This is a genomic window from Butyricimonas sp. Marseille-P3923, assembly GCF_900184685.1.
Taxonomy (GTDB): domain Bacteria; phylum Bacteroidota; class Bacteroidia; order Bacteroidales; family Marinifilaceae; genus Butyricimonas; species Butyricimonas muris.
Genome location: NZ_FXXL01000007.1, coordinates 1,964,154 through 1,986,963 on the forward strand (window position 1 = coordinate 1,964,154; position 22,810 = coordinate 1,986,963).

The 22,810-nt window shown below is 44.2% G+C and carries 17 protein-coding genes and 2 pseudogenes; 10 read left to right on the plus strand and 9 right to left on the minus strand.

Features of this window, described 5'->3' with window-relative positions; all coding sequences use genetic code 11:
• Window positions 1–66 precede the first annotated feature (66 nt).
• The 8 genes from CS948_RS19550 to CS948_RS19585 form a co-directional block, all read right to left on the minus strand.
• The gene (locus tag CS948_RS19550) at window positions 67–789 is read right to left on the minus strand and encodes an MBL fold metallo-hydrolase (protein ID WP_099293856.1); all 723 of its coding nucleotides are present in this window, start codon (window positions 787–789) and stop codon (window positions 67–69) included.
• A 27-nt stretch (window positions 790–816) separates the two neighbouring features.
• On the minus strand, window positions 817–2,091 hold the full coding sequence (locus CS948_RS19555; protein ID WP_099293858.1) for a uracil-xanthine permease family protein: 1,275 nt from the start codon (window positions 2,089–2,091) through the stop codon (window positions 817–819).
• A gap of 183 nt (window positions 2,092–2,274) precedes the next feature.
• The gene (locus tag CS948_RS19560; RefSeq protein WP_099293860.1) at window positions 2,275–4,944 is read right to left on the minus strand and encodes a zinc-dependent metalloprotease; all 2,670 of its coding nucleotides are present in this window, start codon (window positions 4,942–4,944) and stop codon (window positions 2,275–2,277) included.
• A gap of 32 nt (window positions 4,945–4,976) precedes the next feature.
• Window positions 4,977–5,831, minus strand: a complete 855-nt coding sequence (locus CS948_RS19565; protein WP_176555141.1) for a putative zinc-binding metallopeptidase — start codon at window positions 5,829–5,831, stop codon at window positions 4,977–4,979.
• 18 nt (window positions 5,832–5,849) lie between these two features.
• Window positions 5,850–7,244 carry a RagB/SusD family nutrient uptake outer membrane protein gene (locus CS948_RS19570; RefSeq protein WP_099293864.1) on the minus strand — a complete coding sequence of 465 codons (1,395 nt, stop codon included), beginning with the start codon at window positions 7,242–7,244 and terminating at the stop codon, window positions 5,850–5,852.
• An 18-nt stretch (window positions 7,245–7,262) separates the two neighbouring features.
• Window positions 7,263–10,781 carry a SusC/RagA family TonB-linked outer membrane protein gene (locus tag CS948_RS19575; protein WP_255302087.1) on the minus strand — a complete coding sequence of 1,173 codons (3,519 nt, stop codon included), beginning with the start codon at window positions 10,779–10,781 and terminating at the stop codon, window positions 7,263–7,265.
• A gap of 139 nt (window positions 10,782–10,920) precedes the next feature.
• Window positions 10,921–12,102, minus strand: coding sequence for a FecR family protein (locus CS948_RS19580; RefSeq protein ID WP_099293868.1), 1,182 nt, complete (start codon window positions 12,100–12,102; stop codon window positions 10,921–10,923).
• A gap of 88 nt (window positions 12,103–12,190) precedes the next feature.
• A complete protein-coding gene (locus CS948_RS19585; protein ID WP_099293870.1) occupies window positions 12,191–12,754 on the minus strand; it encodes an RNA polymerase sigma factor in 564 nt (187 codons plus the stop codon).
• Between the two features lie 411 nt (window positions 12,755–13,165).
• Between CS948_RS19585 and CS948_RS21770 the strand changes: the two genes are divergently transcribed.
• From CS948_RS21770 to CS948_RS19630, 10 genes and pseudogenes are all read left to right on the plus strand, one after another.
• The gene (locus CS948_RS21770; protein ID WP_176555142.1) at window positions 13,166–13,312 is read left to right on the plus strand and encodes a hypothetical protein; all 147 of its coding nucleotides are present in this window, start codon (window positions 13,166–13,168) and stop codon (window positions 13,310–13,312) included.
• Window positions 13,313–13,365: 53 nt separating this feature from the next.
• Window positions 13,366–13,671, plus strand: a complete 306-nt coding sequence (locus tag CS948_RS19590; RefSeq protein ID WP_099293872.1) for a hypothetical protein — start codon at window positions 13,366–13,368, stop codon at window positions 13,669–13,671.
• Between the two features lie 6 nt (window positions 13,672–13,677).
• The gene (locus CS948_RS19595) at window positions 13,678–14,220 is read left to right on the plus strand and encodes an RNA polymerase sigma factor (RefSeq protein ID WP_099293874.1); all 543 of its coding nucleotides are present in this window, start codon (window positions 13,678–13,680) and stop codon (window positions 14,218–14,220) included.
• 134 nt (window positions 14,221–14,354) lie between these two features.
• The gene (locus CS948_RS19600; protein ID WP_099293876.1) at window positions 14,355–14,990 is read left to right on the plus strand and encodes a flavodoxin family protein; all 636 of its coding nucleotides are present in this window, start codon (window positions 14,355–14,357) and stop codon (window positions 14,988–14,990) included.
• Window positions 14,991–15,057: 67 nt separating this feature from the next.
• Window positions 15,058–15,984, plus strand: a complete 927-nt coding sequence (locus CS948_RS19605; RefSeq protein ID WP_099293878.1) for a DUF1848 domain-containing protein — start codon at window positions 15,058–15,060, stop codon at window positions 15,982–15,984.
• 346 nt (window positions 15,985–16,330) lie between these two features.
• Window positions 16,331–17,110 (plus strand): class I SAM-dependent methyltransferase, encoded by a 780-nt coding sequence (locus tag CS948_RS19610; protein WP_099293880.1) that lies wholly within the window; start codon window positions 16,331–16,333, stop codon window positions 17,108–17,110.
• A complete protein-coding gene (gene rsgA / locus CS948_RS19615) occupies window positions 17,107–18,117 on the plus strand; it encodes a ribosome small subunit-dependent GTPase A (protein ID WP_099293882.1) in 1,011 nt (336 codons plus the stop codon). The genes CS948_RS19610 and rsgA overlap by 4 nt, the downstream gene beginning before the upstream one ends.
• 212 nt (window positions 18,118–18,329) lie before the next feature.
• Window positions 18,330–18,743, plus strand: a pseudogene (locus CS948_RS19620) (PDDEXK nuclease domain-containing protein); the annotation flags it as partial.
• Between the two features lie 689 nt (window positions 18,744–19,432).
• Window positions 19,433–20,017 carry a TetR/AcrR family transcriptional regulator gene (locus CS948_RS19625; RefSeq protein WP_099293884.1) on the plus strand — a complete coding sequence of 195 codons (585 nt, stop codon included), beginning with the start codon at window positions 19,433–19,435 and terminating at the stop codon, window positions 20,015–20,017.
• Window positions 20,018–20,124: 107 nt separating this feature from the next.
• On the plus strand, window positions 20,125–22,458 hold the full coding sequence (locus CS948_RS19630; RefSeq protein WP_099293886.1) for an outer membrane beta-barrel family protein: 2,334 nt from the start codon (window positions 20,125–20,127) through the stop codon (window positions 22,456–22,458).
• 119 nt (window positions 22,459–22,577) lie between these two features.
• Here CS948_RS19630 and CS948_RS19635 read toward each other — a convergent pair.
• Window positions 22,578–22,787 (minus strand): annotated as a pseudogene (locus tag CS948_RS19635) (winged helix-turn-helix transcriptional regulator); the annotation flags it as partial.
• Window positions 22,788–22,810: the final 23 nt, after the last annotated feature.

Genomic DNA, 22,810 nt, shown 5'->3' on the forward strand with positions numbered 1-22,810 from the left:
AGCACAACAATTTTAAATTTAAAAATTCATACAATCACAGAATCGGCAATCGTAAATCGCCCAATCTTAAATCATAAACTCCTCTCCTTTATACTCCAAACTCACGAAACGAACGCCTCGTTCCCCGGCATATTCCCGGAAAGCATTCGCTTTATCGTAAACGTCGTCAAAATGCATCGGAACAAACGTTCCCACGCGGAACCGATCTATAAATTGCTTCGCCCCCAACATATAGTCCTCCCCCAAACGGGGATCGACAGGAAACATAACCAAATCCATGCTATCCGTTCTCCGCGCGAGCGTATCGAGTTCAGCCAGATACGCACTTTCCGCTTCCCGCACCTCTTCCCCGGTCGCCTCCTCTTTCCAATGCCAATTATTCAAATCCCCGGCATGAAAAACCGTCTTCCCGCGTAAGCGCAGCAAGAATGAAATCCCGGCATCCGTGGAACCGAACGCCTCTATTTCCAGTATCCCATCTGTCCACACGTTACCCTTCTCGATATAACAGGCATCCCATAAACCGACATGTCCCACTTCAAGAATATCTTTAGAGAAAATATATTGAATATCAGGTCGTGAATGTTTCCAAGTCAACACATCCGGGTTAAAATGATCGGCATGAACATGGGATGCCAAAACATAGAGTTTACCCGGACGTCCCAACAACTCCCCGTGCACGACACCCGTCAACGGCGGGTTTGCCGAATCCTTATAATAATCGATAATCACGGTAACACCCTCGTCCAAAAGGGCAAACCCGCTATGATAGATATAAATTCCTTTCATACAAATCTTCTTTTTCCCATGTATACGTCACGCCCCTTGCGCAGGTTTGCTCTTTCTAAAGATCAGATGCTCCAGAATCAACACGGACACGACTCCCATCACGAAACCGTTTCCCACGATCGGGCGAAACAAAGAAGGTATAAGATTCACCACTTCCGAGGGAGCGAAAGACAGCAACAACGCCACCATCAGGGGCAAGCCGACTACCACGCCGCTATCGAAATCCGTGATCGCCCGTTCACGTACCAACATTTGCATCCCCGCCGCCAACTGCGTCGCCATCAAGTAAAGCAATATCGCCCCCATGACCACCCCCGGCAACGTTACCAACAACCCGACCACAGCCGGGAAAAAAGCACACGCTATCAAACCGATACCCGCCGGAATCAAGGTATAGCGAGAGGCGCACCCCGTGGCGGCGATCACTCCCGGGCTCATGGAATAATCCACGGGACCGATTACCCCGAACAATCCCGACAACACGTTAGTGAGCCCGACAACCCCCACGCCCCGGGTTGTACGTTTATTCAGGTTATCGGCTTGCAACATATATCCCACGGCTTGAATCGAACCCAACTCGTTCACGATAAGTGCCACGTAACAGAACAAAAACGAAAATATCGTCCCCGCCTCAAAATCCAGTGAAAAATTAAACAGAGATACTTGGCTTTCCGCCCCCGTCGAGGGTAACACGGGAAAACCATTCACCAGATAATACACCAGCGCCCCTCCGGCTATCCCCCACAACACCGTGGTAGACTTCCATATCCCCCGTAAAAACTTATTCCCGATAACCAACGCAAACACGATGAGCAACGTGAAAAACAAATTGAACAACCCGTGTGCCGTATCTCCCATGACAAGGTTCAAAATAACGGGAGTCAACGTGAAAGCAATCAATATCAGAATGACCGTGACAACGCGAGGCGTGAAAATAAACTGTAATTTTCCCAACCAACCACTGTACGCCAATACCGTCAACACCAGTCCCCCGACCAGAATCCCCGTGTATATGGCGGAAATTCCCGCTGAAACAGTAGCAAGAATCCCTATCAGCAACACGGATGCCGGACCGATAACCAACGGCAACCGATGCCCCCACAACACTTGCACGACCATCGCCACGCCCATGATCCCGAACAACTTTTGCAGGTAGAAAGTCTGTTCCGCCACGTCCGTGTAATGCAGCTTCGAAACGATAATTCCCATGATCACCACGCAAGGCAGAGAAACGATCCACCATTGCAACCCGTACATCAACATGGGCAACAGCCCCGGTTTATCATTCAATTCGTATTTCATCTCATCTCGTATTTACACGTGTAAAAATAGTACATTACAAGAGATTTTACACCTTTCTCGAAAAAAAGATGTTTCGGACGTGTCAATATACAAGAAGTAATAAAAGCGAGTCCCGTTACCAGGGCGGGTAGCGGGACTCGATGAATTTTATTTATAGAAATTGAATGCATTTACGATATTACACTACTCTATCTTCAATGCTTTTTGAGTTTCCCGATAAAGAAGCTCATAGTGAGCCCGATCCACCACTGGAGCTGTGGCCATTTTACTTTTAGCCAAAGTATTGATTTTTTTCACGATGTTCAATTGGGCTTCCGCTTTTTCATTCGGATCGCCTTCCATGTAATTATCCATAGTTCCATTCTCGTCACTAAATTGACATGATAAAAGTACTTTAGCCACGGAACCTACTCCAACTTTACTTTCTACCTCGGCAAATTTAGTGGCAAAGCGATCCAGCAATTTCGCAGGCACTATGTTAAACAATCGTAATTCATCTAACGTTGGATAGATCATAACAGGACAGTCATCCACAAGACCGAACAAGTTCTTTTTTCCCGAAGCGGATTTATTTACATCCGCCATCAATCCTTTTTGTAAAGCCTTGTCAAAAGCAGTCAATGTTTTCCCCTGCAAAGTCGGGTAAAACGCCTCTGCATACAAATCCTCGTACAATTCCTTCACAGAATAAACCTCCTGGGGTGTAGACAATTTAGAAGTTATTAAAACTCTATTAGCCCATACTTCCGATAATTGCTTAGATAAACTTTCCCGTATTGCCGTGGTGTAAGTAGTTCGCACGGGTAATTTACCTAATAACTTTTCATCGTCGAGCCAATCACAATTACGCAATTCATTAATTACCCATTTTACTGCTTTTCTTTGATCAGCCTTTGCTACCGCGAGATGAGGAGTCCCCGGAGTGCCGTCTTTCACATTCGTCAAATAAACACCTCCAACTTGAAAAATCACATTGTATAAATAACCCATGTATTGCATAGCTAATTGTTGATACAAACTTTCCCGGCGTGAAAGATCTCCCTCCTCACCACTCCACGCTTCCAAGTTCGACAAGATATATTTCAAGTTCTTGATCCCGTAGTCCCCAGCCTTAACCGGATCATCACCTAAATCTTCGCTCATACTACTAGGATCCCAAATGTTCCGGAATTGCTGTTCCCCATAACGATATAACGGATCACCTGCTTTCTCATCTACCCATTTCTCAATGATTTCAGCTTCTTCCCACATATTCTTTTCTCCTGTAATAGGCGAATAAAGCCACTTGATCACGTACTCGTCATAAACACCCAAGTCGGGAGGGGTCAATTTCACACCTTTGTCTTCGGGTTGAGCCACGTAATTATTACGAGCGTAATCCATGATAGAGGGGGTTGTTCCATTTTTCATCGTGAAAGAAACTGACCGCAAAGAATCTACCGGATAAACGTGGGAAGCACTCATGTTGTGCATCAAACCTAACGTGTGACCGATCTCATGCGCAATAACGTAAACCATGGACTCGTGCATCACGTCGGCAGGGAGCTTTTTGCCACGCACTCGTTCATCTATTTGTGCCGTCTGAACAAAACGCCATTCGTTCACCAATTTCGCTATATCACTCCAGATAAATACCGAAGCATTTAGAATTTCACCCGTTACAGGATCAGTCCAGCTAGGTCCCATTCCATTGCCGATGGCTGCCGGAACATAACGGATACAAGAGTACTTCAAGTTATCCGGATCAAAAGCCGAGTCTTCTTCTTTAGTCGGGAAATTACGTGCTTGCATCACGTTCTTCAACCCTATCTTTTCGAATGCTTGATTCCAAACCAAAATACCCTCGTGAATAGCAGGGAGCCATTCAGCAGGGAAAGCGTCATCCACGTACCAAATAATCGGTTTCTTCACATCCACTAACTCGCCACGTTCCCACGCCACCTTATCTACTGGCTCCAATCGCCAACGAGTGGCCAAATAAAAAGTTTTCACACCATCTATTTCTTTGTCCCCGTAACTTGATTTCGGAAAGGGAAATATACCCGTTAAATGATAACTTGGAAACACACCCACGCGACTATCACGTACACGAGGTTGCATCTTTTCTTCCGGTAATAAAAGCATGGAAATAGAAGAATTTGCAGTCACATCACCTAACGAAAATTCCAATGTGAATATGAACATTTCATATACCATTTTAGTTGAGAAATTTTGTTTCACCTCCACGGATAAATTATCGTCGAAAGCCTTTATCGTTCCAAACGTGAAAGAATCTTTGTCTTCCTTTTCTGTAATAACATTCCCTAGCATTCCCCAAGTCGGATTCAAATCTTTATTTTTAAATAAACTGGTTGCTTCGAACACAACAGCCGTACTATCGCTATTATAAGTAGTCACTTTAAACTTTTTGTAAAATTTTGAAGTGTAGCCTCGATCAAGAGCTTTCCCAATTTCAGATGTTTCATTTTTTTCACGAAGTACAGCCGTGTTGGGATATTCTACCCAAATCGTGGAGTCTTGTAATTCAAATTTCAGGTGTAAAGTTTCTGCTGCCTTATAACCCAATGTTACCAAAAAGGCATCACTGGTTGATTTCACCGCACTTCCAAGCAATACCTCTCGTCCCAAGTATTGTAAAGGATACTCGAGATAAATTTTCTGTCCCACTTTATGTACCGTGGCAAAACCACCTTTGGCTGTCACCGTTCCCGGTTTTTCCAATAATTCTTCATACTTGCTTTGTTGCTCAGTTTTTCCCTCTTCTTTTTTCTTTTTTTTACGTTCTGCCCCAGTCATTTCAAGGCATGAAACAAGCATTGCTACCATTAGTAGCATTACATACAATCTTTTCATCTTACTGTTTTTTAGTCAATTAAATAATAAGGTTACTCGTAAGTCGTGTCACCTATTTCTTTTAAATCAATATTATATTTCTCTTTAAACCACTTCTGAAGGAAATCATACTTCTTTCTTACTAAAGGATATTGCAGATCCGAGGTCAATTCGGCAGAAGTACGGGTTGTCATATGGACCAAGAAAGAACAGAAATCTTTTTGCTCGACTTCTTTTCTCGAGTAATAGTGTAACTCGCTACTCCACTCGTATTCTTCACCGTCGTCGAAGTGTCCGGAAAGAAATCCCCTGTTACGTGCTTGTTCTGAGTCGTCTTCCACTCTCGTGGCGTAATCACTGATCCGCGTGAACTCTTCCGGGGCATTTATAACCACTCCCCATTTTGACCAAAGCAGTCGTTGTAAAGTCTTTTTACATTCCCATTTCTTTTCAGGGGTAACATTCTCCAACTCGTTGGAACAGAAGCCCACGTATAAGGAGTTTGTTCCCGTGAAGGTGAAAATTTCATCCTCGAAGTAGTCCAGCAGAGTGCCCGCAATGAAGATTCTGTGAGGCATGTATTTTTGATGAAACTCCGTCGGGTAGAAATCCATCCACACCTCTTTCAGCAAATCGAGCATATCCTCCACGTATAGGGGATCTGCTATTTCGTAGCTATAATCTGCGCGGTAAGAAATCTCATAATAGAATTCCAAATCCGTATACTTGTATAAAAAATAGCTCCCGTACCGCTTGTAATAGTTAGCAATCGTATCATCTACCGGGGTACCCGTGGGTAACACATAGTCCGGTTCTAAGGGATCCACGTGACCTATTGAATCGTCCTCCGAGCAGGCCGTTGCCCATAAAATAACGGAAGCAATCACATATATGTATATTCTCTTCATCATCATTATTTTTTATAGTTATTTTTGAGTACCACCTCTTTGAGGTGCGTATGCCGAGTCATTTTGTTTCAGACTCATATTGTTATCCATCACTGACCGTGGGAGCGGAAGCGTGTAAAGCGGATCATTTTGCCGTAGCGTGTAAGTGACCCAAGGAGCAGTCGATTTTGTTCTATAGTCATGAGAAATGGGAGGCATACCGTAACGCCGCAAGTCAAACCAACGATGGTATTCAAAACACAATTCCAAACGACGTTCCTCTCGTATTTCTTCTAAAAGGTTGTTACTTTCCGAGATATCTTGGTAATTCACAATCCGGTGGCGACGCAAGTTGTTCAAGTCAGACAAAGCACCCGGGATATCCGCATTTTCTGCCAATACTCTTGCTTCCGCCCTGTTCAGGTAGGCCTCCGAGAGCCGGATCGATTGATTGGGAACGATACCATCCCTATCACGTTTTTTGGGACGTTTGTTTGTCGCGTCGAACCACAATTCCAAGCGCTTGTCTTGCCTTGCCTCGTATCCAGATAATAAATCGCTTGCAGCTACCACTTGGGATATTCCTCCAACTACAGTCGGGATTGCTCCGTATAACCATTCTACCTCAGAATGCTCATAAGTACTCAGGTAAAAATCGTCATCCGGGGATAATGTCGTGTAGTCCGTTAACCCCTCAGCAGAAGCTATTGCCCGAGAAGCTGCCGTGATGGCTTCATCCCACTTTTCCATGTAAAGACAAACCCGAGATAATAAAATATCCACGGTCGTATTATTTATATAATAATCACCCCGCCGTTTCGGGTATTTATTCAGCAATGCGGAAGCAGTTTCCAAGTCTGTAATAATTTGTTTATAAACTTCTTCTACCGTATTGCGAGGCAACCCGTTTTCAATCAAGGGTGCGTCTAATTTCAAGGGAACTCCCAAGGCTGTTTTATTATGGTTATAAGGTTCCCCGAACAAGTTTACCAGCATGAAATAGGTATAAGCACGCAACCCGAGAGCTTCCGCCTTTACCCGTTCTTTCTCTTCATTGGAGCCACTAGCCTCGTCGATACCGTTTAATACGGCATTATAAGCCATAATGCGGTTGTACGATTCGCTGTATTCTTTACCGATTTGACCTATTGCTTTAGGCTGTTCCCACATATCGGGTTGCCACGAAAAACATCCCCCATACTTTAATAGGGTAGAGTTTTCGTACGTGCCCAACTCTCCTATTGCGATATCATCATCCAAGAAATCCAATACCTCGTACTTTACTCTTTGTGTGTAATGTAATAATATTTCACGATAATCCGTGGCGCTTGTAGGGATCACCTCGTCTTGCGACTGCTCTTCCAAGAATTGCGAGCAGGAGCTTGTCAACATTAGGCCAATCCATCCTATAAATATCCATGTTAACTGTTTCATGTTATATATCTTTAATTGTTAAAATATTACCTGTAATGACAAAGAGGTTACCCGACGGCTAGGCCAATCCCCGGTTTCAGGATCCAAACCATCCCATTTTTTATCAGACACCCACATGAACGGGTTCGTCATGCTTGCCTTCACTTGCAAGTAGTTGATACCGGTTTGCTGTAACCACTCCCCTTTAAAATTATAACTCAAAGAGAGGGAACGGCAACGAATAAAATCAGTGTTAGCCACCCGAACATCGGATTGGTTATACATCGCATAGCGACTTTTATTCATTCTGTTGGAAGTTTGGGTTGCCGGTACGCTTATCCACTCGTTATCAATTAATGGTAAAGAAGGTATCGTAGTTTTATCCCCCGTTTTTTTCCAACGGTCTTGCAATTTGCGGGACACATTTTGTTCCGAACGGGGAAGACCGTCTCCACTGTAAAGATCCGGCAAACGATCGTGTCCACCCCATTGCACGGCAAACAAAGCGTACAAGGAGAATTGACGATACTTGAACAACATGTTTAACCCACCGGAGAAATCAGGTATCAACTTACCGCTTTCTACCAAGAAATCTTTAGGACTTTTCCCGTCTTCGATGTCTAAATCTTTGAATATGGGGTGCCCGTATTCTTGCTCCAAACCGTCGAACTGGTATGAATAGAACGTGGAGAACGGGCGTCCATCTATAACTCCGGAACCATTCAAGTAATCATCCAACGTGTTTTGGCGGCTATTCTTTTCCACTCTGTTACGCGTCACGGAAGTATTTAGCGAGAGCTGCCACGTGAAATCTTTCGTTTGCACGGGAACGACGTTAATCACAAACTCGTAACCGTCGTTGTGCATGGTTGAACCGGAAACAATACCATTTTCCACGCCATTCTCTTGAGGCACGCCGCGGGAAGAAAGCACGCTGCTTATTTTCTTGAAATAGTTAAACGTGAAGTTCAAACGCCCCTCCAAGAAAGCCCCGTCTACTCCAATATTCCAAGTCTTCGTTTTTTCCCAACCCAAGTTAGGATAAGGCAAAGATTGAATTTCCAAACCGTAAGAACTATACTCTTCAATAAATGAAGTCTTGGTAACCAAGAAAGGAGAAACAGTCTCCACCGAGTTCCCTTGATAACCGTATGAACCGTACAGGTCGAGATTATTTAGCCACCACAAATCCCGGGAGAATGACTCGCTAGCCATCCGCCATTTCAAACCCGCCGACCAAGTGGGTTGGAAACGCTTGTTCTTGTCCTGACCGAAGCGGTTGGAAGCATCCATGCGAGCACTAAAGTTAAACACGTAACGATCGTCATACGTGTACACGGCCATCCCGTATTCACTCAATTTATTCTCGACCCTGTTTAAGACCTTGTGCTCACCTTGTCCTATTTCCGTATTATCTTCTTCGTACCAACCTAACGGATTATATACAGCAGGCGGGTTCGCAAACAACTCTCCTCGATTGGGAAGATAACCGTATCGCTTGTTGGCTTCTCCTCTGGTTTTTACCGAGTTGGTTTCAATACCCAATTGCAATGTCACTCTATGTTTCTCTTTAAATAAATGATCGTATACCAAGGCATTACGTACCGTCACGGAAGTTACATTCGTCAAATCCGTTTCAAGTAAACCTCCCATGGGTAGGCGAGAATATTCAATCTCGGGAGCACTAGGCGCGTAAGCACCATATTCATATGACCGTATTTGGGTGATATAGAAAGAATGTTCCGTGGCATGTTTCTTCGTGTCGGCAGAAGAAGAGGAATAGGCCACCAATCCTTGATATTCCAAGCCCGAGAGAATTTCCCACTTCAAATCCACGGTGGCTCCCCAAGTGCGAGTCACGTTACGGCTACCCGTGTTGGCCAATTCATTTAATATATTGTAATTGTATATGCTTGTATAGCCTACAGTTGATTCTTCTTCGCTCAATTTTTCATGGAAATAATAAGACCCGTCCGGGTTGAAAGCAGGAATCACGCGAGAGGTGTTATAAGCATACTTGAAGGGATCTACCTCATAAGCAAAACCTTTCACCTGACGTGAGCTTCCGTTCAATAATAAATTTACTCTCAACTTCTCGCTGATATTGATCGTCGTGTTCGACGTGGCAGCAAATTGGGTCAAGCTATTCCCTTTCACTTCCCCGTCCTCGCTGGTAAAACTCAACGAAGTGCGGTTCTGAATCTTGTCCGATCCCCCGCTAAAGCTCACGTTATGAGAATGGTTGAATGAATTCCGGAACAAGATATCAAACCAGTCCGTATTTTGGCGAGCCATATTTTGGTACTCCTTGTCCATCTCGCTCAAAGAAATTTCCTTGTTCAAGTAACGTTTCAACAAACCTTCATACCCGATGGAAAGAATGATATCATTCGGGTCAAATTTCCGTTGTTCCTTGTATATATCTTGGGAAAGTTGCATCCGCTCCGCAGAGTTCATCAAATCGTATAACCCGTAATGAGGACGTTGCCCGATGGAAAAGTCTCCGCTGTAACTGATCTGCACTTTCCCTGCGATAGCTTTTTTCGTGGTAATCACGATCACCCCGTTAGCCGCTTGCGAACCGTAGATAGCTGTGGCAGAAGCATCTTTCAATACTGTGATCGTTTCGATATCATTCGGGTTTAACCAAGAAATTGCGTTTCCTGCCAATTGTTTGATATCATCGGCATCCGCAGAAAATTTCGTGTTATCTTCTGGATTGAAGGGCTGAGGATCACGTTGAATTACTCCGTCCACGACCCAAACAGGTTCCTGACTACCTAACAATGAGGATGTTCCCCGCACCCGAATTTTGGGAGATGCTCCCACTAATCCCGTCTTATTCATCACCAGCATGCCGGGCACAACCCCTTGTAGCATTTGGTCTATGGAAGAAACTCCCGCCATCATGATATTTTCTGCCCGAATCGTGGTGGAAGCTCCGGTATAGTTTCCTTTTGTCACGTTCCCGTAACCGGTCACAACCACCTCTTCCATGGCTTGCACATCCTCTTGTAAGATTACGTGTAAAGTATCTCGGGCTGTTTCGGTCGTGAAGGTAACTATATGCTTTTTGAAACCAACGAAAGAAAACTCCAACTGTCCCTTCGTCACTGGCAACTTAACAGAAAACCATCCCTTTGCATCCGTGGCCGTACCCACGGAAGTTCCCACTAATTTCACGGTCACACCCGGCAAGGGTTGCCTTTTGGTATCCCACACGAATCCCCTAAGCGTGAGGGCTACCCTTTCTTCTTCTACTTGCCTGATGATAATTGTGTTATTCAGAAATTCGTAACTCAATCCCGTGCCTTGCAAACAATATTGCAGAATAGAAGCGACCGTTTCGTTTTTAAAGTCCGCAGTAATCAATCCGGCAGATTTCAATTGCTCGTGATTATACACGAACGAGTAACCGGATTGTTCTTCAAGCAAATCAAACACCTTTTCCAACTGGCTGTTCTTCACGGAAAAACTTACCCGTGCATTTTGCGAGTAGGCTACCGCCATCACTTGCATACAACTTACAAACAATAGAAATGTGATTAATTTCATCATGATGATCCATTTTTCTAAAATACGATTCCGTAAAAATCGTAAATGTCGTTTTTTTGTCATACATTTGTTTTGTTAGAGAGTTAAATACTTATTATTTTTTCTTTCTTATTTACCGGGAAGGACCAGTTCCCGGTATTTCTTATTGTGATACAATCAACATTTGCTGATTCAAATTAAATCTCACGGAACCCGTTTTTTGTAAAAATTGCAGGACTTCCGATATATCAATGTGTCGTTGGATATTACCCGTGAAGTGCAAATCTTTCAACTTCTCTTTTTGATAAAACACCTCTATCCCATACCAGCGAGCAAGCGTCGAGAGCACTTCTTCCAAACGCTGGTTCTTGAACACAAACCAGCCGTCTTTCCAAGCAGTGAATTCCCGGGTATCCACCTTTTGCAAGGACACTTTCCCATTCTCTTCCTTAAGTTGCATACAGGGGGATAGAGTGTAGGTTTTCTCTCTCGTGGACACTTCTACTTTACCCGTCACAAGAGTTGCGATGAATGCTTGCTCGTAACGATTGATATTGAAACTAGTACCTAACACCCGTACCTCTTTATTTTCCACTTCCACGATAAAAGGATGGCGTGTGTTTTTAGTTACCTCGAAATAAGCTTCTCCTGCCACTAACCTCACCCGGCGTTCTTTGCCCGTGAACCGAACCGGAAATTCAAGAACTGAAAGTGAATTTAGCCAAATCTTACTACTGTCAGACAACATCACGTGGTATTCTCCCGTTTGTGGCACCACTATACGATGGTACTTTATTTCTTGCTCCACATCCTCTTGCATTTCTTTTTCCACGACTAACATGCCTTTCGGGTCTGTTTTCAGAATCGCACCATCCACACGGGTTGGTATGTGACTATTACTATCCAACGTGATATATTCCCCTGTTGCCAGCTCCAAATAAGCTTTCGAACCACCTTTCATGATAGGTTGTTGTTGAGCCACGAGAGGCGCTTCTAAAGTCACGTCAGTAAAATACAAAAGATAAACAGCAACACTAATCAATAAACCAATTGTGGCGGCTATCGCGTAGCGAGTCACAAATCTCATGCGTTTCGATCCTTGTAAATGACGTTTCACTTTTTGCCAATCCTCTGTTTTGTGACTATTCTCATAGTATCGGATTTTGAATGCAATTAGCTCCTCATTTTCAATCCTTTCCACCAATTTCCGGTTAGCCGGACTTTCTTCCATCCACCGCTGAAAAATCTCCAAATCCTTTGCAGGTAATGTTCCTTCCAGATACCTCTTTATCTGTTGGATACGTTCTTCGATAGTCGTGCATGTCATTTGTGTATTCATATCCATAAATCGGGATTTTATTCATCCTTTTATTACTATTACCAAGAAGTCGGCAAAGAGGATGACAAGGGACTGTAATTTTTTTTGAAAAAAATTATAACCCCAGCACCACAGATATGATAAACAGGTCTTTCAGCTTGATTTTTAATTGTTGACGTGCTCTTGCTTTATGAGTTTTCACCGTATTCACGGACACTTGCATGATCTCGGCAATCTCGTTGTTGTTGTTTCCCTCCAGATGAAGCGAGAGCACCCGACGTTGCTCGGCAGGCAAACGATTGATTTCCGCAATCACGAGTCGGTGGACTTCCTCTTCCACCACACGATCCTGATAATCCTCCTCGGCCTCCTCCAACAGATATTCCTTGTAATACTTTTCGTGCACTTTCCTCTCTTGCAAATAATTCAGACATCGGTGGCGCATGGATTGATAAACATACATTTTCAAATGTAGGGAAGACTCGATATTTTCACGTGTTTTCCACAAATTGATAAACACGTCTTGCACCATATCTCGGCAAGCCTCCTCGTCCTTCACCATGCGGAGCCCGAAAAGGCATAAAGCATTATAATACAAATCATAGAAATAATGAAATGCACGCTCGTTCCCCCGGGTAAAAGCGATCAACTTACTATCTGTTTCATCTGTCTGGCACATATCCCACGAGATTCATAAATTATTATCTTTCAAAAATAGAGATTATTTATTTAAATCCAAAATTCGATTTTTCCCCATCATCTCAACAAAATTATCCTTCATCGAGATCGTGATTAAATTCCTATACAACTCCCATTTACACGAAGGACAAACCGTGATAACCACGTCCGCAAGGCAGGGAAACGCTCCACCATTACAACCCGTACATCAACATGGGCAACAGCCCCGGTTTATCATTCAATTCGTATTTCATCTCATCTCGTATTTACACGTGTAAAAATAGTACATTACAAGAGATTTTACACCTTTCTCGAAAAAAAGATGACTTATTTTAAAATATTCTTTCCTCTCGTTCGTCTATAACAATAGAAAGGATTGCAATCCGAGAGTAACTATAAAAAAGAAACGAACATGAGAAACCATAATAAAGTAATAATCCGGGAAGTAAGGGCGGTGATACCGTTTATCGTCACGCTTGGCGTCATCGCCCTACTCACTTTATCCGTCCACTTTTTACAGGACTTCACGAAAATATATTACATTTATACAACCTATTAATATCGAATACTATGAAAAACAATAAACACAGAAAAGGCTTACACGCGCTGTTTATGCTCTTTGCACTCGCCGCTATTCCGGCCATCATCATGCTGTTGTGGAACTGGCTGATTCCCTCTATCATCGGTTGGTCTGCCATCAGCTACTGGCAAGCCCTCGGACTCTTCATCCTGAGCAGGCTATTTTTCGGGGGCTTCGGTCGTCACGGATTCGGGATGCCGCACGGAGAACATCCTCATCTTTTTCGGGAAAAATTCAAAAACATGACACCGGAAGAACGCCGCAATTTCATTCATCGACGTTTCGACCGCTTTCCCGACCAGCCGGAAGACAATGCCCGTCCCCCCGAGGAAAAATAAATACCCATGGACGTAACGACCATTTTCAAGAACTACCAGTCGCGACTGAAAGGTTATATTGCCCAACGGGTTTCTTCACGAGAAGACCGGGAAGACATACTACAAGATGTCTTCTATAAATTACTCCAAACGGATCCCGCGGAGCCTCCCATTCGGCAGATATCAGCATGGCTCTATTCCGTGGCACGCAACCTCATTATCGACAAGAACCGGAAGCACAAAGAAGAACAAATGCCGCTTCTGCCGCAATATGACGATGAAACGCTCGTGCTGAAAGAAATGTCGGAATTTCTGTTCGACGCCGACACCTCGCCGGAAAAAGAATACACCCGTTCCCTCGTCTGGGAAGAACTGGACAAAGCCTTGACAGAACTACCCGAGGAACAACGCACCGTGTTTGAACTGACCGAATTACAAGGCATCTCGTTCAAAGAGATTTCCGCATCGACAGGCATCCCCGTGAACACGCTTATTTCCCGCAAACGCTACGCGGTGCTGTACTTGAGAGAACAACTATACGAACTATACGAGGAATTGCTACAGGAATAATCTCCCCCCACCCTTTCGGATTATGTTTTAACAATTGCTATGAATCTTCACCCAAAAAATGTATGTTTGTCACAGCAACCAACATTTCACGTGAACACACGTAAAAAGACAAATAAACAATAAAACTCAAACAAATGAAAGTAATCGCTATTAACGGAAGTCCTCACCCGCAAGGAAATACTTTTCAGGCTTTAAAAGTCATAGGAGAAGAATTGAAAAAAGAGAATATCGAATTTGAGATACTGCAAGTCGGAAGCCAGAAGATACACGGTTGCATGGGATGCAACATGTGCTTCAAGAATCATAACGAACGGTGCGTCATTACCACGGACACGCTCAACGACTTGCTGCAAAAGATAAAAGATGTCGACGGGCTGATTCTCGGTTCTCCCGTTCATTATTCAGGTATCGCCGGAACAATGAAATGCTTCCTCGACCGCACCTTCTACGTTGCCGGGGCAAACGGCAACTGGTTCCGCCATAAAGTAGGGGCAGCCATCGTTGCCGTTCGCCGTTCAGGCGGTTCTGCCACGCTGGACGGGCTGAATCATTACCTCACGTATTCCGAAATGCTCGTGCCGACCTCCAATTACTGGAATATTATCCACGGGTTGAAAGCCGGAGAAATCATTCAAGACAACGAAGGGCTACAAATCATGCGAACACTGGGGAAAAATATGGCTTGGTTGATGAAAATGAAAGAACAGACGAAAGACACGCTCACTCCACCCGAAGGGGAGAGTAAAATTATGACTAATTTCATCCGCTAAAAAGAATAGAGAGTAACTAGCTCTCCCTCTGTTTATAGAGGAGGAGTTGAAATAGTAATTTTACTACATGATCATCAGTGCCAGCAGAAGAACAGACATCCCCTCTTTTTACTCGGAATGGTTCGTCAACCGAGTAAAGGAAGGGTACGTACTCGTTCCAAATCCTTTTAACCCGAAACAGCTCAGCCGGGTGCGGCTCACGCCGGATGTCGTCGACTGTATGGTTTTCTGGACAAAGAATGCCGCCCCGATGCTTGATAAACTGGATGCCTTAAAGGATTTCAAGTATTATTTCCAATTCACGTTAAACCCTTACGGGAAAGAGATTGAAGGAAACCTCCCGTCGCTCGAACAACGGATAGACACCTTCAAACGCCTTGCCGAAAAGATCGGCAAAGAAAAAGTGATATGGCGGTACGATCCCATATTGACGAACTCCAAGTATAACACGCGATTCCACGAAGAAGCATTCGCATCTATCGCCTCGCGACTGAAAGACCACACGGAAAGATGCATGCTCGGCTTTATCGATCACTACACCCACGTCCGGCAAGCCGTCACGCGACATGACATTCACCCCCTATCCATGGAAGAAATCCGGGAAATGGCAACCTCTTTCGTGCAGACAATCCCCGACACGATACACCTCGACACGTGTACCGTGAAAGTCGATCTTCGGGACATGGGCATTCCCGCCGGAATGTGCATCGACAAAGAACTGATAGAAAGGATTATCGGTTACCCGATCACGGCAAGAAAGGACAAGAATCAACGGGATATATGCCAATGTATCGAGAGCATCGACATCGGCACGTATGACTCCTGCCTCAACGGTTGCATATACTGTTACGCCAACACGGGCAAAGGGAAACTGTCACGCAACACGGAACGGCACGACAAACATTCGCCCAAACTCGTCGGACACGTTCTGGAAGACGACGTGATAAAAGAGCGGGAAATGAAAAGCCTGCGAAGCGACCCCACGTTATTTTAACGCCTCTCTTCAAATCCGGTCACAATCCCGACACCCCTTCCCCAGCACGGGCGAAACACTCGTTTCCGCGTTATATTTCCATTTTATTACAGTTTTAGCTTGCAACGAACCTAAATTCCGCGTATATTTGTAACACTAAAAATTATTTGATGTTTAATAGTTTATTTATTATTTCGGATTTGGTATTGTAAACAATCTGTATTTCCCGTACAGGTTGTCCCCTTCGTTTATTCTCGAGTAATTCCATTCGAGTATATTATCTATTGTATTAATTAAATTTTTAACCCGTATACAATAATGACAGCATTAATTATGCTTTCGCTTGTATACCGTATACGTTAAGAAAATGAGTAACGAAAATAAAACAATTCATGAATTCGATTTCAATTTAATCTGCGAATATTTCCTAAGTACAGAACGTCAAGGACCCGGAAGTCCCGAGGCAACCCTTAAAGCGCTGGGCTTTATAGACAATCTTTCCGACCAATCCCGCATCGCCGATTTAGGTTGCGGCACGGGTGGTCAGACAATGATATTGGCACAACACGCCCCGGGACACATTACAGGTCTTGACTTCTTCCCGGGATTCATTGACCGGTTCAACCACAACGCCGGGGAATTGAATCTTCAGCATCGAGTAAAAGGAATCGTCGGCTCGATGGACAACCTTCCTTTCGGAGAGGAAGAACTGGACTTAATCTGGTCGGAAGGAGCTATCTATAACATCGGGTTTGAACGAGGACTGAACGAGTGGCGCAAATATTTGAAAACAGGGGGATACATCGCCGTTTCCGAAAGCGCATGGTTTACCGAAGAACGCCCCGCGGAAATTCATGATTTCTGGATGGCAGCCTACCCGGAGATAGACACGATTCCCCGTCAATTAGCCCGAATACAGAAAGCAGGGTATCTTCTCGTCGCTTCCTTTATCCTGCCTACAACCTGCTGGACAGAGCATTATTATACCCCACTGGTAAAAGCAAGAGAAAAATTCACTGCCAAATACCCGGGAAATAAAACCGCCGAAGAACTCATCTCCTCCTCGCGCCACGAAGAGGAACTATACCGCAAGTATAAAGAATTCTACGGTTATGTATTTTACATCGCGAAAAAAATAAAACAATGAATAATCTAAATACTTACGCCACTCTGCCACGAGGGCGAGTGGCTATCGTACACCGCACTTGTTATGAAGTGATTTCCGAAAACGGGGTGTTCCAATGTGAACTAACGGGCAACATGATGTTCGGCAAATCGGACTTTGAACTGCCTTGCACGGGCGATTGGGTAATTTTCCAACCGTTCGATGAAAACAAAGGAATAATCGTCGATATGTTACCCCGCGAGCGAACTCTGTATCGCAAGAAAGTCGGGACAGTCGCCGACAAACAAGCCATTGCCGCACATGTTGACAAGGCATTTATCGTGCAGAGTCTTGACGGTAACTTCAACCTCCGCAGGGTTGAACGCTTCATGATTCAAATACTGGAAGAAAACATCAAACCCGTGCTGGTACTCAACAAAGCCGATTTAGGTTTTGACAGACGGGAAGTGGAAGAAGCGTTGAAGCACAGCGCCTGCCGGATGCCCGTGTTTTTCACGAGCATTCATCATCCCGAAACTATACTCCGGTTACGGGAATCCATAAAGGAAGGCGAAACAGTGGTATTTGTCGGCTCTTCGGGAGTCGGGAAAAGTTCCTTGATTAACGCCCTTAGCGAGAAATCGGTATTGCTCACGTCCGACGTAAGCCAATCCACCGGAAAAGGACGCCACACGTCCACACGCCGAGAAATGCTATTGCTGGACGGCTCGGGCATACTGATTGACACACCCGGCGTTCGGGAATTCGGGTTAGCAATTGACAATCCCGATTCTTTAGCGGAAATGCTGGACATTTCGGACTATGCCGAATCGTGTCGTTTCAAGGATTGCACGCACACGAATGAACCCGGCTGCGCGGTTCTGGAAGCAATAAACAACGGTATATTAGATATCGAGGTATACAAAAGCTACATGAAACTCCGGCGAGAAGCATGGCATTTCTCCACTTCCGAACACGAAAAGCGTAAAAAAGACAAAACCTTTTCAAAACTCGTGGACGAGGTAAAGAAGCAGAAAGAGAATCGCTAATCTCGGCTTCAAGAGGTTGCCCCGAAAGCCCCGTTTGTACCCCGGGAGCAAAGCGAAAGATCTCCTAAAAGTCACTGTTGGCAAGAGATCTTTCGCTTCACCCGGGAACACAAATAGCATTTCAGTAACAAATTGCAGATGGAATTACCCGGACTTAGAGGCTTTTCTGAACGCAATTTGAAAAACATGCGGACATTTTATGAAAAAACAAGATTATGCAGAACATCAAGAATTTCATTATGACATTTGGCAGGGATTTTACATTCATTGGAAATCAGTTCCGTGTTGAAGCATTAGGGCATACTCATATAATAGACTTGCTTTTCTTTAATCGTGAATTATCCTCACTAGTTGCAATAGAATTGAAGACAGGAGCATTCAAAACGGCATACTTGGGACAACTGAATATGTATCTTCGTGTACTTGACGATTTTGTCCGCAAACCAAATGAAAATCCTTCGATTGATATTGTTTTATGCAAGAGCGCAGATAAAGCGTATGTGAAATATGTTGTTAAGGATTATAATAAACCTATGGAAGTTGCGACATACAAGACAGCATGAGATATGCCTGAACGATTAAGAAATGTCCTGCCTGATATGGAAGAACTTAAAAAGCTATTATAACCAGAAGATTGCACTTCTATTGTGAATCTTCACATAACAACCTAAAAACAGTATCTAACCCGCGCAAAACAGAATCAAAATACTTTTCACTGTTTTCCACCCCTGTTCGTGATAAATTACTGCCCTATTCAGTTATCTAACAAGAATTAATAATAAATATTCCATATATTTTGCTATTATTAAATTTTATTTAATTACAATTAAATTTCTATTTCTACACCTTTAAAATAGGAGATGAATAGGGGTTAAATAGGAGTTGAATAGGAGATGCTATAAATCAACTATAATGTATATATACAATATATACTTATCATTTAACTTATTTTAGCTTGAACACAAGAGGAAAAAGTTCAATCTTCTCACCATTCCATTTTGACAATCGCCCAATATAACGAGAATGTCGAACTTCCTCCATCTACTTTAAAAATTTTTTCAGGGAAATAAATCAAAAGTATAAACAAAAGTTACAAACACAAATCTGTATTATCCTGAAAAAGTTTACTCTCACAATTAGTAAACCTACTTCAGGAAGACACATATTGAGTAAAAAGAAATAAACCTGCTCACAAAAAAATGTGCAGGTGAATTTCTTGTTTCTCAAAAAAATAGCCCGATTATTTTGAAAATAAAAATAAACGCTCTACTTTTGTAGACCAAACAGTCTAATAAAGATTATATCACTCTTTAATATGAACGATACGAAAAATATTATTCTCCTTACCGCCTTGCGCCTGTTCCTCCAAAAGGGGTATCGGGAAATCACCATGCAGGATATTCTGGATGCTTCGGGGCAGGCCAAAGGCACTTTCTATTATCACTTCAAGAACAAGGAGACTGTGTTCGAGGAATCGGCCAGATACTTGATCGTGAACTATATGACGATCAATCACAGCCGTTTGTCTTACGAGTCGGTGCGAAGTTTTATCGATTCCCTATTCCATGTACGTGAAAAAGCAGCCCGCAAAATGTCGGGACTGGGCGAAAAATTCAAAGTGCAGATATTGATTGGACAAGCCTCCATGCGCATACCGGCACTGGGAAAGATGATTTCGGAGCAGGAACAGCGGGAGCGCGAGGCATGGGGAAAAGCTCTTGCAGTCGGCCGGGAGCGTGGTGAGATAGCGACCAACTTACCCGACGAAGAAATCGTTGCATTGTTTATGGACGTATATGAAGGCGTAAGTTCCAAACAATTGAAAAGCCTTTGCAACATAGACACTTTGAAATATATCAAACGCGACTGGGAAAGTCTTTATGCGCTGATAACGCAATAATACATATTAAAATCATCCTATCGTAGACTCGTCGAATTGTATTCGGCGGAAATTCACATAGGGACAATTAGACCAAATGGTCTACAAACAATTTAAATACAACAATTATGAAACCAAGAAAAAAAACAATTCGCATTTGGCTGTCCGTAGGGATGCTGTTCTTATCATTGGGTGCTTCTGCCCAAGTATTTACGGGCAAGGTTGTAGACGAACAAGCCGTTCCCGTCGGCTATGCAACCGTTGCCCTGTACCATAAAACCGATTCCTCTGTGATTCAAGGAGGAATCACCGGAGAAGACGGTCGTTTTTCATTGAAAGCTGCCAATTCGGGAACATATACGGTGCAAATATCGTTCATTGGATTTCAAACCCGCACGCTCGAATCCGCTCCGTGCGATTTGGGAACGATTGTCTTGAAGCCGGATGTTTTGGAATTGGGCGATGTGATCGTGACCGGATACCGCCCAAAATACAAGGCTATTGCGGGAGGTATCTCCACGCAAGTGGAAAACAACGTGCTCGGCAAGGCCGGAACCGCGAAAGACGTAATCGGGCATCTGGCGGGCATCCGCAAAAAAATCGACGGTACATTCGAGGTCATCGGCAAAGGCGCTCCCGTCGTTTATATCAACAACCGCATGGTGCGCGACCAATCGGAACTCGAAAGACTTCGGTCGGACGCTATTCAAAATATACAGCTCATTACCAATCCGGGGCCGGAATACGATGCTTCTGTTGGAGCGGTATTGAAAATCAAGACAAAGAGAAATTCGGATGATAGTTTCGGGATAAGCGTCAGTTCGGAGGTCGATTATGCCGATAAATTCAATACGTCCCAACAATTGGACATGAATTACCGACAAGGCGGCTTTTCGCTTTTCGGTTCGTTCCGTTACGACCTGACACATTCTCACCAAACGGCTGTCACCGACATCGAAACTCGTGTTGATAAACGATGGACACAGGCTGCTACATCAGAAGACAAAGGCTCTAATCAAGGTTATTTCGGACAGATAGGAGCCAATTATGAAATCAACTCCCGCCACTCGCTCGGAGGCATGTACGAACTGACCTCGATGCCGCACTATAAAACCGCCAACCGGAATCTGACGGACGTATTCATCGATGACCGCCCATTTGACAGTTGGAATACATCGGAAACTGCAATGCAAAAATCGTCGACTCATCACGTCAATGCTTACTATGCAGGAGAGGTCGGCAAGTTGACTATCGATTTCAATACCGATGCTTTGCTGGGTGACGGCAACGGGAGCAGCGAGGTGGCAGACCGAAGCCTGAACCACGAGGATTATTTTTTAGGAACGAGCGACAACTACACCAACCGCCTGTTTGCAGGAAAACTCGTGCTTTCCTATCCTGTGTGGAAAGGAAAGCTGTCGCTGGGTTCGGAATATACCGACACGTACAAACGGTCGCAGTCGAGCGGATTCGAAGAAATCATCACAGCTTCCGACGATAAGATAACCGACAGAAACGTGGCCGTATTCACGAGCTACGAAGCAGCTTTCGGACCGGTAAACGTTAATGCTGGGTTCCGCTATGAACATGTGACGTATGATTTTTATGAGAACGGGCTGTTTCAAGCCGAACGGAGCAAGTTTTACGACAATTTCTTCCCTTCCGTCTCGCTGAATGCCGCCGTCGGCAAGACACAGTTGTCGCTGGACTATCGTATTCAAACGATACGTCCCATGTACGAAATGCTAAACAGTGCGGTAAGTTACGGCAACCGACTCACGTATCTGAGCGGAACTCCCGATCTGCAACCCACCTATATCAATTCCGTAAGTTTCGGGGCAATCTGGCGAAACAACCTGCAAGTTCTAATCGGCTACAACCTCTACAAGGATGATATTTTTTTCGCATTCGAGCAGTTGAACGCCGATCCGAAGATTACCGTCAATAAATTCCGAAACGAAAAATCGCGCGACGAGTTGTTTTTTTCAGCCGCCTATGCCCCTACTTTCGGTGTATGGCAGCCTAGGTGGTCGGTCGCCAGCAACACACAATGGTTAGACATCGAATATCTGGGCAAGCCGAAAAACATGGACGGAACGATCTTCCATTTGAGTTGGGAAAATGCCATTACACTGCCGGCAGTTTTTTTACTTCGTATCGACGGTGGTTGGGACAGCGACGGTTATATTCAGAACAGAAAGATGAAATCTTCTTGGTATATGAATGCCAGTTTCAACAAAGAGTTTGCAGGAGGCAAATGGAATATTCTGCTCGAAGGCAACGATCTATTCCATACCATGCGAGATGCCTCTTATTTCTATGACGGAAAAACTTCGGAATATCGGGCTGTCAAAGACAATACGCGCCAAATCAAATTGACCGTAAGCTACCGGTTCAACCACAAGGAAAACAAGTATAAAGGTACAGGAGCCGGCACAGAGGAAATGCAACGTTTTCATTAAACCGAAAGCCGGACTTGCATGGGCTATGGCTTTGTGTTCATTTTCATCGCAAAGAGCTTTATTCGGGCTTCCCGCTCGTGCACGGCACCCGCTTCGCTTCCCGACACAAGTTTCGCGAATTAGGAGCCCCTCTCTGCCTCAAGAATCTTTTTCATCGTCGGGCGGAAAAAATCCCCCCATTCTTCCAGTTTGTCAATGACAGGGATAAGTGTTTTGCCCGTCGACGTGAGCGAATATTCGGAATGAGGCGGAAGTACGGCATATATTTTCTTCTCGATAATGCCGTACTTTTCAAGTTCCTTCAATTGTTGATTAATCACGCGGGGATTGGTTACTGAAAATCTAACTACAT

Coding starts and splice junctions, on each gene's coding strand:
- CS948_RS19550 (WP_099293856.1), bottom strand. CDS start 789: ATGAAAGGAATTTATATCTATCATAGCGGGTTTGCCCTTTTGGACGAG.
- CS948_RS19555 (WP_099293858.1), bottom strand. CDS start 2,091: ATGAAATACGAATTGAATGATAAACCGGGGCTGTTGCCCATGTTGATG.
- CS948_RS19560 (WP_099293860.1), bottom strand. CDS start 4,944: ATGAAAAGATTGTATGTAATGCTACTAATGGTAGCAATGCTTGTTTCA.
- CS948_RS19565 (WP_176555141.1), bottom strand. CDS start 5,831: ATGAAGAGAATATACATATATGTGATTGCTTCCGTTATTTTATGGGCA.
- CS948_RS19570 (WP_099293864.1), bottom strand. CDS start 7,244: ATGAAACAGTTAACATGGATATTTATAGGATGGATTGGCCTAATGTTG.
- CS948_RS19575 (WP_255302087.1), bottom strand. CDS start 10,781: ATGATGAAATTAATCACATTTCTATTGTTTGTAAGTTGTATGCAAGTG.
- CS948_RS19580 (WP_099293868.1), bottom strand. CDS start 12,102: ATGGATATGAATACACAAATGACATGCACGACTATCGAAGAACGTATC.
- CS948_RS19585 (WP_099293870.1), bottom strand. CDS start 12,754: ATGTGCCAGACAGATGAAACAGATAGTAAGTTGATCGCTTTTACCCGG.
- CS948_RS21770 (WP_176555142.1), top strand. CDS start 13,166: ATGAGAAACCATAATAAAGTAATAATCCGGGAAGTAAGGGCGGTGATA.
- CS948_RS19590 (WP_099293872.1), top strand. CDS start 13,366: ATGCTCTTTGCACTCGCCGCTATTCCGGCCATCATCATGCTGTTGTGG.
- CS948_RS19595 (WP_099293874.1), top strand. CDS start 13,678: ATGGACGTAACGACCATTTTCAAGAACTACCAGTCGCGACTGAAAGGT.
- CS948_RS19600 (WP_099293876.1), top strand. CDS start 14,355: ATGAAAGTAATCGCTATTAACGGAAGTCCTCACCCGCAAGGAAATACT.
- CS948_RS19605 (WP_099293878.1), top strand. CDS start 15,058: ATGATCATCAGTGCCAGCAGAAGAACAGACATCCCCTCTTTTTACTCG.
- CS948_RS19610 (WP_099293880.1), top strand. CDS start 16,331: ATGAGTAACGAAAATAAAACAATTCATGAATTCGATTTCAATTTAATC.
- rsgA (WP_099293882.1), top strand. CDS start 17,107: ATGAATAATCTAAATACTTACGCCACTCTGCCACGAGGGCGAGTGGCT.
- CS948_RS19625 (WP_099293884.1), top strand. CDS start 19,433: ATGAACGATACGAAAAATATTATTCTCCTTACCGCCTTGCGCCTGTTC.
- CS948_RS19630 (WP_099293886.1), top strand. CDS start 20,125: ATGAAACCAAGAAAAAAAACAATTCGCATTTGGCTGTCCGTAGGGATG.